The sequence below is a fragment of the Mycoplasmatota bacterium genome (genome assembly GCA_018394295.1).
Taxonomy (GTDB): domain Bacteria; phylum Bacillota_I; class Bacilli_A; order Haloplasmatales; family Haloplasmataceae; genus JAENYC01.
The window spans coordinates 2,485,568-2,499,192 of the sequence record CP074573.1 but is presented as its reverse complement, the minus strand read 5'-3'; the positions used below and the strand labels follow the sequence as shown (position 1 = coordinate 2,499,192).

Below are 13,625 nucleotides of genomic sequence, written 5' to 3'. Positions count from 1 at the left end.
TTTATTTAACAGAAAACAGCTGATTAATCAATTTGATTTCATCAGCTACACAATATGTATTAGCTTGTCCTTTATGGATCATATGCATAGTTTCAATTCCTTGGATTACAAGACAGGCGGATTTAAAATACTTGAATCCAAGCATCTTATTGGTTATCCTCTTGATATGTCTATGATCCTGCTCGATAATATTATTCATATATTTAGATTTTCTATGCTGGGTCTTTGGATCCAGCCTTTTTAATTTAATTTCATTTATAATTGTTGCTTCTGTAGCAGCGTATTTATCTGTTGTTATAACTCTAGGATTACTATTATGAGGAGAACGTAATGATTTTCTTAAGAACTTCTTAGCGGCTGTCTTATCACGTTTTCTAGATAACCAAAAGTAAATTGTATCACCGTTTGAGTCAACAGCTCTATATAAATACATCCATTTTCCATTTAATCGTAGTATGTTTCATCCATACGCCATGAATCATTAGTCTTTCTTAGATGTTTACGTATTCTCCTATTTAAAATAGGAGAATATTGAACTACCCATCTGTAAATGGTTGTATGATGAAGGAATAAACCACGTTCCTCCATCATTTCTTTTAAATCTCTATACGATAAACTATATTTTAAATACCAACGAACACATAATATAATTATTTCAGGTTGATAATGTTTCCACTTAAATAGATTTTCTTTCATTGTATTTACCTCCGATGTTAAATAATGTATAATGTGAATTATAAGTTAATTTTTATATTTTTGCAACAGAATCCAACATAGGATGTGTAATACAATGATAGTGAGGGGATTCAAATAAATCCTTTCAAAAAATGTAGCAACTTGAATATGTAACTCATGCGATATGTAATTGTAGTAATAATCAATGAGTAAGATGAGAATGACGATGCAACAATGGTTGGGTGTGTTGAACTATTAAAAATACCATTTAAATTGTATCAACATGGGTATGACAATAGTAGCAACATGGTAATGTAACTCGAAAAGATGTATCAACTTGGCAATGACAACACAACAAAGGTAGGGTGTGTTGACTGAACAAATTCTTTCAAAAAGTTTGTACAAATATATAGTTGATCATGACGACTTAAGCAACTCTACAATTTTACACAAACTATTTTACCCTAGAATTAAAAAAGATGATTCCTGTAAACAGAAATCATCTTTTTAATTCAATGCAACTTTTAGTATATCAACTCTATAGGGTATATTTAGTAATAGTTGTTTAATGAATAATTACAAACCAAATATTTATTTTCTTCATTTGTATATATATTAAGCTTTTTCAATTTCTGTTAGAAAAGCTTCAATTGGTTGATTTCCAATCAATTCATATTCATCATTAATCACAATTTTAGGAACGCTTGACACATTAAATTTATTGGATATGTCATAGAATGTTCCAGCTTCAATCATTTCAGAATCAATATTTTCATTTGATAGAGCTAGTTTGTGTGCCTTTTGTACAGCACCAGGACAATGAGGACATCCTAATGTGATGAAAACTTTTATATTAGTTGGTTTTGTGATATTATCAATTCTTTTTTGGATCTTATCTGGCAAATTACTTACATTTCCAGATACTTCTAAAATGGTTGGAATAAATGAATTAATTTCATGTCCAGCTGGAATTCCATTAAATTTTATACCTAAGTATTCTTCCTTGTCATTTAATAAGACAATACTTGGAACCATTTCTACATGATAGGATCTTGCTAATTCTTGATCTTTATTGATATCATATTCTTTTAAATGAATTTTATCGCTTAATGCTTCAATCTCTTGCATATATCCTCTTGTTTCTTCACAAGTTGGGCATTCTCCTTCTTTAGTGAATAAAGCGATAGTTACATCATTTACTAAATTATTAAATAGCTCTAATAATTGTTTAGTAATCTCTTCGTTTAATAGTTTCATGTAATTTTCCTCCTATTTATTTTTGATTTAAGTATTCGTTTACGCTTAATGCTGCTTTAGCGCCTTCTGAAGCAGCGATAATGATTTGTTTATATGGAATTTGCGTGATATCGCCACAAGCAAAGATTCCATCTATATTGGTTTGATTATGTTCATCAGTTATTATTTCACCACGTTCATTTTTTATTAAGTTATTTGGTAAGAAAGTACTATTTGGTATTGTTCCAATTTCAATAAATAAACCGTCAGATGAAATCACTCGTTCACCGTTTTCGTCTTTAACTCTTATTCCTGTCATTGTATTATCCCCAATAACTTCTAATATTTGGGTTTGTAAATGAACTTTAATATTAGAATCACTTAGTATTTTTTCAACTAGTATTTTATCAGCGCGAAATTGACTTCTGTGAACAAGGGTGATTGATTTAGCAATCTTAGATAAATCAAGCGCTGCTTCAACTGCTGAATTTCCACCACCAGCTATAACGACATCTTTTCCTTTAAAAAGAGGTGCATCACAAATAGCACAATAAGCAATCCCTTTACCTAAATATTCTGTTTCCCCTGGAATATTTAAACGTCTAGGTTTACTTCCTGTTGCGATGATAAGCGTTTTTGCCCGATATATCTCTTTATCAGATAAGTGGACCTCATGCAAATGATTAGCTGATTTTATTTGTGAAACAGTCACTGCCTCTAATATCGGAATGTTTAAATCATTCACATGATTGGTAAATTGTTCAATGAGCGCTTCACCACTCATATGATTAAGTCCTAAGTAGTTATCGACTATTGATGTGTTCATTACTTGTCCACCAAGATTTGTGGCAATGATGCCAACTAATAGGCCTTTTCTTTTTGCATAAAGACTAGCATTTAACCCAGCAGGACCACCACCAATAACGATAACATCATAAATTTGATTGGTTAATAGAGGTGGGTTTTGACTATTACTAGTATTACCCAAATTAAATTGAAAATTTAGTTCCATATAATTTTCTCCTTTCAAGGGACGAAACTTGAATTATAAGCAATAAGGGAATGCATGTATCAAACATGCATTATGAATTAATTATTTTACATATTGAGGACTCAGATAAATCACCAAAAACTTTTCCTAAATCTTTAAGTGAAAGAGTTGAGTGCTTACGAAAATCCCGAATGAGTTGATTACGTAATTTGTGATCATTTAATAATTCAGAAAGTACTTTATTTTCTTTACAAGCAATATCATTAAGCTTCTCTTTTGCTTCAGACACTGAATGAATACAATTTGTACAACCGGATTGAATAGAAGTCAATTGATTATTTGATGGGTAAAATAAATCAATATTGATTGGTGTTAAACCATTAAACGCACAATAATTATTCCATGAAGAGGGTGTTTGGTTTTTATTATGAATGGTATTAATAATATCAACTATTTCTGTATTTGATTTAAGTAGTTTACTTTTATATCGATCATTAAATAATTTCCCTTTACATTTTGCATACATAGCATAAGTGATATTAATACTTTTCATTATTTTTGATAGGTCTCCACCATTAACATCTATTATCAAGTGATATTCATCATGTGATAGTAGACAATAGGCATACAGTTTAAATTGAAACTTTTTTTGTGTTCTTGCTAAGATTGTTAAAAACTGTTCTCTATCATGATCACATTCAAATAGATTACGATGACTACTACTATGTTGATAGATATAAAATATCCCATAATCATCTTTAATTCTTGCTTTTCTAGGCATTGTTTCACCATCTTTCAATTAATTTCTATATTCATTCAAGTACCGTCACCATAATTATATATTAATCTGACATCCAAGAAAAGACATATGCTTTTTTATATCGTTTAGTCAATTAGAAAAAAATGGTTTTATCCTAATCACTATACATCAAACTTAAATTTTAATAAAAAATGCTTTTCACATTATTAGAAAGCATTTTTTAACTTCTTATTAATTTTTAATATTTTGTCAATGTAATTTGATAATCAGATAAATCTATAGATAATGACTTATCTGTATCTTCATCAATAAAGTATAGGGTTAGTGAAATGTAATCATATTCCTTAATTTTATATTGACTTAAATAATTTTTAAGGTCAATAGTGAAAGTATTACCATCTTCGGATTTTGTTGTTATAAAATCATCAATTATTATAACATCTTGATTATAATCATCTTTATTACGACAATAGAAAAAATATAACTTCAATTTATAATCTGAGTTGTTTAATTGTTCAACAGCAGCAGAATTTATTCTAATCGTTGCCGTATCAAAATAATAATCATTAAAAATTTTATTGTTATGTGATATAGAACATCTCACACCATCATTACTTAATTCACAATTTTTGCCTAAGACACTCTTAGATTCATCAAATGTTGTATTTTTATTTAAAATAAAATTATTTGGTAACTCATTATAGTAACTAGTATATTTATTATATTCAAAAGAAGAATTTATAAAAAGTATTGTAACTGTAATTAACATAATGAATATCAATGGTTTATAAAATATAAAAGATTTAATTTTTATTCGTTCTTTTAAAAAATAAGGGAGATATAATGTTACAATAAACGATATTATTAACATTGATACACAAAATAAGTCGGATAAGTTATGAAATTTATTTATTATAAAAAAGTATAAACCAATTATAAGTAAATAATATAATTTCTCAAATTGATTTAGTTCTTCATATGGATGTAGTGTTTTTTTACCTCTAAATTCATTGACAGAAGTTTTAATAATGAAAAACAAAATAATTACACATAAAATAAGAAATAAAATATTCTTTGAATTTATATTCATCAAATATTCTTTGTAACTAAAAATAATCTCACCAATTATCCAAATAAATCCAAATTGTAAATAAAAAATGTTGTTTTTTATTGTCGAATTATTTATTAATTTAAACATTGGAATCAACAAAAGTGCTGCAAAAAGTAATGAATATTGAAATAAGTAATACCCAGTCATTAATCCGTTACTTAAATTTTTTTCACCCATTGATTGGTAATAAAAAGATAATTCTTTAAGAATATCTGCTTTCATCGCATTTGAATATACAAAATTAAAGTACCCATATAATATAATTGAAAAGATAAACCCTGGAATTAAATATAATAGTTTATTTTTTCTTATCATAATTACTCCCCCTAATATGTTTATTATTTATTATATCACATAAGTTGAGTATGTTTTTAATTAGTTTTGTTTTACTCAAAGCTTCATTAACAAATTATAAATACCTTTTGTTTAATTAAAATTCAAAATGCACAGCGACTAGCTGTGCATTTCAGTAGTATAAACTCAATATTTTGAGATCTTTTTTCCAATACTGTGCAACATATGCTTTATTAAAAATGTTTTAGGTACTTATTGAGTTATTGTTGTATTTTCCTTTGTACTTTTTACCGCAATAGAAATACCTAAAAAACAGAGTGTATCAAAAATGTTATGAATAATTAGACCGTAAATTAAAGTATTTGTTTTATAAAAACTAAATGAAAGGATAAATGAAATCATCAGACGTATTGGAAGCATCCCCCAAAATTCTTGTTTAGATTCAGCACCACATAATACATTAATATAGTGATAAAAGGTAAATATGATAAGATAAATAGGGATGGCGATCCAATCAAATTTCTGCATTAAAACATGTTGTAGTATACCAATAAAGAGTAGATCTTCAGCAGGGCCTACCAAAAGGATTAAGGTAAGAAAGATTAAAAATGGTGATTCTTTTACCATTTTACGATAGTTATTGACAAGTGAATTCTTTTTAACCACTTGATAGGTAAGAAAAGCTATTAAAATACTAAAAAGAAATCCTATAATTAAGAATATAATACCAGTTCGAAGTTCTTTAATTGATAGTAAATCCTTAATCTTTATTTTGACAAAAACCATAAGAGTAAGATTCAAAATAATAAGCAAAAACTTAGAAATAAATAATTCTACCCCTGTTTGTTTCACTTTACAGATTTTAATTAACTTCCCGATTAATTTACTCACCGTATAATAGATGATAATAGACATCAGTAATAAAATAATAATTAAAAATAAGTTTGTTTCCAAGATATTAAACATTTACTTCTTCCTCCTTTATTATTTTTTGAAGAATCGAAACTTCACTTTCTAATGTTAGTAAAGTGAATTTAGTGACAATATTAATTCCTTGATCGATATACAAGGTTTCATTGTCATTGTTATCCAAAATTTGTTTAAACCCATTTAACAGTTGTTGTTTTTCAAGCAAGTAGTCTTTAAGTATTTTAATTCTCTCTTTTGATGTAAGGTCTTTTGATAAAAAAATTTTCAGTATATACTCATCTTTAATCTGAATACTACTTTTTTTCATTAACCACTCATGTAAAGTTTTCTTTCCGTTATCAGTTATGTAATATAAAAGTTGACCCCTACTTCCATCTTGGTCTTCAACTTGAACGAGTTTTTCTTTAGCTAGCTTATGAAGTGCTGGATAGAGTCCACCATAACTAATTGGCCAAAACTTTTGCATGGATAGTTCTAAATTCTTCTTGATCATATATCCTGTCATAGGTGATATATTAAGCAATCCTAAAATTGCATATTTTTGTGACATATGAACCTCCTAATGTATCTGTTGTATATATCTTACGTATATATTATATTAAAAAAGTAGATATGTCAAGAAAAATCTTAAAATATATTTTATGTTACAGTATTTTACATGTATTTACCAATAAAATATAGACATTATATAAAAGAATGAAAAAGAATAATTGACATTTAAATTTTAAGTGATATAATGATGATTGTGTACTGACCGACCGGTCAGTCATTAATAATTATATAGGAGGATATGTGTGAAAAACATTGCTAAATATAGTGTTAATAAACCTGTTTCAGTATTAATGGGAATATTAATTGTCATTTTATTAGGGATTGTTTCTATAACTAAATTACCTTTAGAACTATTCCCAGATATAAATTTACCTTTTGCGGTTGTTGTTACAACTTATGAAGGAAAAAACCCTTATGAAGTTGAAGAAGATGTAACGGTTCCAGTTGAACAAAACTTGTTATCAATTAATAATCTGAAAACTTTACAATCAACTTCAAGAGAACATTTCTCAATTATTATTGCGGAGTTTGAACAATCTACAAATATGGACACTGCGTTTTTAGAAATACGTGAAAGTTTTCAAATGTTAGATTTAAAAGAGGGTGCGGGTAACCCGATGATTATTAAGTTTGACCCTGATATGATGCCTGTTATGGTCGTATCACTTACTAGGGATTGGGGTGATGTGAGCGATGAAGAATCACTTATCAAAACAACCGAATGGGTTAAAGAGGATGTTTTAAATAAGTTAGAACGTATTCCAGGGGTAGCTTCAGTTAACTTGAGCGGAGCTTCTGATACTGAAATACAAGTTGATTTAGATAAAGATTTACTTGAAAATTATAACCTTACACAAGATGAAGTATTAAGAATCATAAAAGATCAAAATATTTCCGGGTTAGCTGGAATTGTTCCAGATAATAACGCCATTCGTATGATGTATATCGGTAATAAAATTGTTGGGTTAGAAGGGTTAAAAGAAACACCAATTACCTATGATTCAACAAATAATAAAATTATTACTTTAAATGACTTATCTACTAGTATTGATTTTATAAACGCAGCAACAAATCAATATATGAAAATTAATGGACAACAAGGAATATCAATCTCATTTCAAAAACAATCAGAAGTAGGGATTACAGAAGTTGTTCAATCCATTCAAAAAACATTAAATGAGATTACTGGTAGTGATGAATATGATGCAGGATATGTTGAATTATTAAATCAAGGAGAGTATATTGAGCAGTCAGTAGGATCAGTAACATCAAATATTATCATAGGAAGTATCTTAGCGATCATCATTTTATTCTTGTTTTTAAGAGATATTAGACCAACATTAATTGTTGGATTAGCCATTCCAATTAGTGTCATCGGTGCTTTCTCCTTAATGTATGCATTTAATATTACCTTAAATATTGTTTCTATGGGTGGATTAGCCTTAGGTATAGGAATGCTTGTTGATAACTCGATTGTCGTTATAGAAAATATCTATCGTTTATTAAATCAAGGGAAATCACCGAAAGAAGCAGCAATAGCTGGGGCTTCTCAAGTTGCAGGCGCAATTACTGCATCAACAATTACAACAATAGCGGTATTTTTACCAATCGTCTTTATTGAGGGGATGACCGCTGATTTATTCACTGCGATGGCATTGACCGTAACCTTCTCACTAGTTGCTAGTTTAATTATTGCCCTTACGATGGTACCTAGTATTAGTGCACGAAGTTTAAAACAAAGTAATATTAAAGAAGATAAAATATCTAAAAAATTACAAAAGTGGTATGAAAAAATTATTATAGTTGTTCTTCGTAAAAAAGCCATTTCATTAATTGTAGTTACATTATTACTAGTTTTATCGATCTTTTTAGCTTCACTTAATGGATTTGAGTTACTTCCAAAAACAGATGAAGGGACGATTACCGTTAATGTTGAAATGATAAAAGGAACTTCTTTCAATAAAACGACGGAACTAACGGATAAAATAGTGGATGAAATCATGACAATTGATGATATTAAAACCGTTAGTGCTGAGGTTGGAGGCGGTGGATTTGGTTCTATGTTTGGTGGAACTGGAGCTACAGATACCGCATCAATCACTGTTCTTTTAAAGGATAATAGAACCTTATCAACGGAAAAAATAGCGAAGAAAATTGAAGAAATAAGAGATGAGCTAGACTATGATCAATTAGATAATATCAATGAAAAAGAGGTATATAAAATATCTGTTAACTCACAAAGTACGACATCTATGGCTGGATTTGGTGGGACTGGAATTCAGTTAGAAATCAAAGGTGAAGATATATATGAAATGCGAAATATCGCCAATCAATTGGTTTCAATCATTCAAGAGGTGAAAGGAACAAAAGATTGGGATAATGGTGTGGTACAAACAGATGATGTTGTTCGTATTGAAGTGAATAAAGAAAATGCGATTAAAAGAGGATTAACAGAAAGTGATATTAGAACTGCCATTAATAATTTTTATCAATCACTTGGATTTAGTATGACGACAACTATTGATACTAGTTTAATTATTAAAGTGAATGGAATTGATTATAAAATTAGTGTGCCTACCAATGGATTTAGTGGGATAGATGTTAATCATCAAGATTTCTTAAGACAAATCAGTGTATTTGATTATTCTGTCACTAAAGCTATAGAAAATAAATTAGCGGAAAATGATGAAACATTTATATTATATTACCTCAATATCCCATTTATGGATGCAGAAAGAACCATTGTTAATCCATTATTTAATGAAGATTTACCGTTAAGAGCACTTTTAATTAATCCACTCGTTCGTTATGATGAAATAAAAAATGAAGTATATATTCCACAACAAGATGAAATATTAACAGATACGAATCCAACCTTAGTTTCTTTAATTAAAGGAAGTGTCTATGAAGGTAATCTAGATACTAGTATCACAAATGTTAAACTAGAAGATGGATTTGGTAGTATTACTCGCGATGGAAAATCACGAACAATGACTGTCTCAGCACAGGTTGAAACAGGTAAAGTTCTTAGTCAAGTATCAAAAGAAGTTGAAGATAAAGTGAATGCTTATTTAAATTCAATTGAATTTAAGGATAGTTATGGGAAACATGGATATACGGTAGAATTTACTGGAGAAAATACGGATATCAATCAAACAAAACATGATATGATATTAGCGGGAGTTGTTGCGATTTTACTAGTCTATATGGTAATGGCGATAAAATTCCAATCACTCAAATATCCATTTATTGTTTTCTTTACGATACCACTTGCTTTTACCGGTGGCTTATTAGCACTTGTCATCACGAATTTACCAATTAGTATGGTTGCCATGGTTGGGTTGATTATTCTCTCTGGAATCGTTGTTAATAATGGTATTGTTTTAATTGATTATATTAATCAATTGAGAGAGAGTGGAAAGTCAATTGATAAGGCAATTGTTGAAGCAGGAAAAACACGATTACGACCAATCTTAATGACCGCATTAACCACCTCTCTAGCACTAATACCTTTAGCGATAGGATTTGGTGAAGGTGGAGAATTATTACAACCATTAGGAATTACCGCTGTTGGTGGACTAATTTATGCAACTTTACTAACCTTAATTATCGTGCCAATTATGTATCGTGTGTTAAATCCTAAAAGATAACATAATGAGGAAATAACTAATGAACAGTAAAAAAGATAGAATTTTTCAAGCAGTGATTGACCATCTAAAAAATGAAGGGTTCCTTATGAATTTGACGATAGCCAAAATCGCTAAAAAAGCTGATGTTGGAAAAGGAACAGTCTATGAATATTTTAATAGTAAAGAAGAATTAATCGCAGAAACTATCATTTACATGTTAGAAAAAAATAATTCTAGAGTATTAAATTTATCAAATGACTCATTAAATTTTAAAGATTCGCTACTTCTATTCATAAATAAAACCTTTGAGATTCTTATTGAAAATACAAATATACATACTATTTTAATGTCAGAAGAAATCTATGGACTAATTAATCATCAATTAAAACAAAAGATGATGGTTAAAATAATGGAGTTAAAGAAAGATTATATTCAGTATTTAATGTCTATTATTAATAAGGGGGTTAACGAAGGGAAATTTAATCCAATTAGGGATTCTTTTATCGCAATTTCAATTAGTAATTTAATTGTGACAAATATTATGTATTTTATCAATCATAAAGATGAGTATCAAAAAGATGAGTTTATTGATAAAATGTATCAGTTAATTTTAAAACTTGTATCATAAATAAACTAAACCTATTGTTTTTGAACAATAGGTTTTTATATATATCATTAAAAAAAGCATATTATTTGAAAATTTTAATTGATAAAGGTATGATTAAATTGTAAGTTAAAATTACAAGGAGGAAATATAATGAAGTTTGAATTACCAAAATTACCTTATGCATATGATGCATTAGAACCAAGCATTGACGCGTTAACTGTTGAAATTCATTACGATAGACATCATAGAGGATATAAGAATAAATTAAATACAGCATTAGAAAAACACTCAGAATTTGGAAGTGGAAAATCAATTGAGGAATTATTATCAGAGGTTAACGAAATACCTGAAGATATTCGTCAAGCAGTAATAAATACTGGTGGTGGATACTATAACCATAATCTATATTGGTCTATATTAACACCGAATGGTAAAAATAAACCAACCGGTATTTTATTAGAAGCGATTGAATCAACATTTGGTTCATTTGATGAGTTTAAGGAAAAAGTAAATCAGTCAGCCAACACATTATTTGGATCTGGTTGGGCATTTGTCGTGGTTAATAAAAATAAAGAATTAGAAGTTGTTAAATCAGCTAATCAAAATTCACCATTAAGTGATGGAAAAACACCAATTCTAGCTATAGATGTTTGGGAACATGCTTATTACTTGAATTACCAAAATAAAAGACCTGATTATGTTAATGCCATCTGGGATATCTTCAATTGGAATGAAATTGAAAGACTATATGAAGAAGCAATAAAATAATATATATAAAAACTGACTTTTAAGTCAGTTTTTTCTTTATTAAGGAAATTTATTGAAATAAAGACATAAATAGAATATTATTAAGTTAATGATGAAGTTGTAAGTTTTGGAGGTGGTAAGTTCATGAGGTGTGATTGGTGTTTAGGAGATGAATTATACATTAAGTATCATGATGAAGAATGGGGGAGGCCTGTTTATGATGATCAAACATTGTTTGAATTTTTGGTTTTAGAATCAATGCAGGCAGGTCTTAGTTGGATTACTATATTAAGAAAAAGAGAAAATTTTAGGAAGGCGTTTGATTATTTTAATGTATTAAAAGTAAGTCAATATGATGAGGCGAAAATACTTGAGTTATTGAATAATCCAGGAATTATACGATACAGGCGAAAAATTGAAGCCGCTATTAATAATGCGAAAATGTTTATTGAAATACAAAAAGAGTTTGGAAGTTTTTCTACCTATTTATGGCGTTTTGTTAACCATAAACAAATAATTAATCATTATCAACAGATAGATGACATTCCTACTACCTCAAAATTATCTGATTTAATTGCTTCTGATTTAAAAAAACGTGGATTTAAGTTTTTAGGGTCTACCATAATTTATTCATATTTAGAGGCAGTTGGTGTAATTGATGATCATATTGAGACATGTATAATGAAAAATAGAAGAAAGATAAAGTTAAATGAAAATAAAGAGTGATTTGTTTATTGAGAAAATAAAAAAATTATATATTCAAAATCCATGTTATTTATCAAGTATTGCGTTGTGGAAAACTGAGAAGATGTTAAAAGAAGCAAATACTTATGAAGTAATTGATCAAGATAAAATCTATTTATATGCATTAAGTAATAATAATCTAATTTTCTATTGGTCAAATCAATTAGATGATTTTATTTTGACTAAGAATGAAATTTCAAATTTAGATATTTTAATTTTACATGATAATTTTTATCAATTGATTAAAGATGATTTAGTTCAATATAAAATTGATCAAATGAATCCTTTGATATATAAAGGTAATCAAGAATCTATAACTCTTCATGAGGATTACTTAATAAAAGATTTTGATTTTAACAATAGAGCTGATTTTGTGGATGCTGCAAAACTAATTAATGAGGTTTATGCTGGCCATCATCATACAGAAGATGAGATTAAATCATGGATGAATGATATTGCTTTTGACCCATCCCTATGGTTTTGGATTAAAGAGGAAAATTCAAATGAAAAAGCAGCACTTGCTATTAGTACTTATCAAGCGTCTGTGAAAAAAAGTTATTTAGATTGGATACAGGTATCACCTAGTCATCAAAAAAAAGGATTAGGTAAAGTATTGGTTTATGAAACAATTAGAAGATCCATTGATAAATCAAATATTATTAGAGTAACCGGCATAACGGATGAATTTTATAAAACGTGTGGTTTTATAAGTCAAGACAAATGGTGGTATATTAAAAAAAGTTAATGGAGTTAGTTATGGAAGAATATAATGAAAACTTAAAAAAAGAAGCTAATATATTTTATAACCCGTTATTAAAGTCAATATTAAATCCTTATGGAAAAGTAATCATAACAGGAAGTTATGCGTTGGATTTAATGACATGGAGGGATTTAGATATATTTTTAGAGGTTGAAAATATAAAACAATCTGATATTTACGATATATCTTGTCGAATATTTAAAGCCTATAAACCTATTTGGTTTGAGACCAAAGATACTTTTTTAGATGAATCAGGTTGTCCTAAAGGATATTTCATCGGGTTTGAGTCTAAAATTATTAATAATAAGCTATGGAATGTAGATATTTGGTTTACAAGTAATGAATATATAGAAAATCATTTAACATATATTGAGCATTTGAAAAAGAAGATAACACCTAAAAATAAGCAATTGATATTAATGTTAAAAAGGTTACTAATTAAGGAAGGCTACTATGGTAGTCAAATATTTAGTGTGGATATCTATCAATCAGTATTAGAAGATCAGGTGTCTACCTTAGAAGAATTTAAACAGTGGCTATTGAATCATAGAAACATAAATATTTAATGATGATTACTAGTATCAAAGTT

At 28.2% G+C, this 13,625-nt stretch carries 12 protein-coding genes and 1 pseudogene; 6 read left to right on the top strand and 7 right to left on the bottom strand.

Annotated features, from left to right (window positions below; all coding sequences use genetic code 11):
- Nucleotide 1: 1 nt before the first annotated feature.
- The 7 genes and pseudogenes from KHQ81_11630 to KHQ81_11600 all read right to left on the bottom strand — a co-directional run bounded on the left by KHQ81_11630 (nt 2) and on the right by KHQ81_11600 (nt 6,547).
- Nucleotides 2-696: pseudogene (locus KHQ81_11630) on the bottom strand (IS6 family transposase).
- 594 nt (nt 697-1,290) lie between these two features.
- On the bottom strand, nt 1,291-1,932 hold the full coding sequence (locus tag KHQ81_11625; protein ID QVK17494.1) for a thioredoxin family protein: 642 nt from the start codon (nt 1,930-1,932) through the stop codon (nt 1,291-1,293).
- 16 nt (nt 1,933-1,948) lie between these two features.
- The gene (locus KHQ81_11620; GenBank protein ID QVK17493.1) at nt 1,949-2,923 is read right to left on the bottom strand and encodes an FAD-dependent oxidoreductase; all 975 of its coding nucleotides are present in this window, start codon (nt 2,921-2,923) and stop codon (nt 1,949-1,951) included.
- Nucleotides 2,924-2,993: 70 nt separating this feature from the next.
- Nucleotides 2,994-3,683 carry a transposase gene (locus KHQ81_11615; GenBank protein ID QVK17492.1) on the bottom strand — a complete coding sequence of 230 codons (690 nt, stop codon included), beginning with the start codon at nt 3,681-3,683 and terminating at the stop codon, nt 2,994-2,996.
- 217 nt (nt 3,684-3,900) lie between these two features.
- Complete coding sequence (locus KHQ81_11610) at nt 3,901-5,088, bottom strand: hypothetical protein (GenBank protein ID QVK17491.1); 1,188 nt, start codon at nt 5,086-5,088, stop codon at nt 3,901-3,903.
- A gap of 231 nt (nt 5,089-5,319) precedes the next feature.
- On the bottom strand, nt 5,320-6,033 hold the full coding sequence (locus tag KHQ81_11605; GenBank protein ID QVK17490.1) for a CPBP family intramembrane metalloprotease: 714 nt from the start codon (nt 6,031-6,033) through the stop codon (nt 5,320-5,322).
- On the bottom strand, nt 6,026-6,547 hold the full coding sequence (locus KHQ81_11600) for a PadR family transcriptional regulator (protein ID QVK17489.1): 522 nt from the start codon (nt 6,545-6,547) through the stop codon (nt 6,026-6,028). The genes KHQ81_11605 and KHQ81_11600 overlap by 8 nt, the downstream gene beginning before the upstream one ends.
- Before the next feature lie 244 nt (nt 6,548-6,791).
- Here KHQ81_11600 and KHQ81_11595 point away from each other — a divergent pair, with 244 nt between their 5' ends.
- The 6 genes from KHQ81_11595 to KHQ81_11570 all read left to right on the top strand — a co-directional run bounded on the left by KHQ81_11595 (nt 6,792) and on the right by KHQ81_11570 (nt 13,602).
- Nucleotides 6,792-10,199: an efflux RND transporter permease subunit gene (locus KHQ81_11595; GenBank protein QVK17488.1), complete on the top strand. Its 3,408-nt coding sequence runs from the start codon at nt 6,792-6,794 to the stop codon at nt 10,197-10,199.
- 19 nt (nt 10,200-10,218) lie between these two features.
- Complete coding sequence (locus KHQ81_11590; GenBank protein ID QVK17487.1) at nt 10,219-10,806, top strand: TetR/AcrR family transcriptional regulator; 588 nt, start codon at nt 10,219-10,221, stop codon at nt 10,804-10,806.
- Nucleotides 10,807-10,935: 129 nt separating this feature from the next.
- Nucleotides 10,936-11,553, top strand: coding sequence for a superoxide dismutase (locus tag KHQ81_11585; protein QVK17486.1), 618 nt, complete (start codon nt 10,936-10,938; stop codon nt 11,551-11,553).
- A gap of 123 nt (nt 11,554-11,676) precedes the next feature.
- Entirely contained in the window at nt 11,677-12,258 is a 582-nt protein-coding gene (locus tag KHQ81_11580; GenBank protein ID QVK17485.1) for a DNA-3-methyladenine glycosylase I, read from the top strand.
- Nucleotides 12,242-13,021 (top strand): GNAT family N-acetyltransferase, encoded by a 780-nt coding sequence (locus KHQ81_11575; protein ID QVK17484.1) that lies wholly within the window; start codon nt 12,242-12,244, stop codon nt 13,019-13,021. The genes KHQ81_11580 and KHQ81_11575 overlap by 17 nt, the downstream gene beginning before the upstream one ends.
- An 11-nt stretch (nt 13,022-13,032) precedes the next feature.
- Complete coding sequence (locus KHQ81_11570) at nt 13,033-13,602, top strand: hypothetical protein (protein ID QVK17483.1); 570 nt, start codon at nt 13,033-13,035, stop codon at nt 13,600-13,602.
- Nucleotides 13,603-13,625 lie beyond the last annotated feature (23 nt).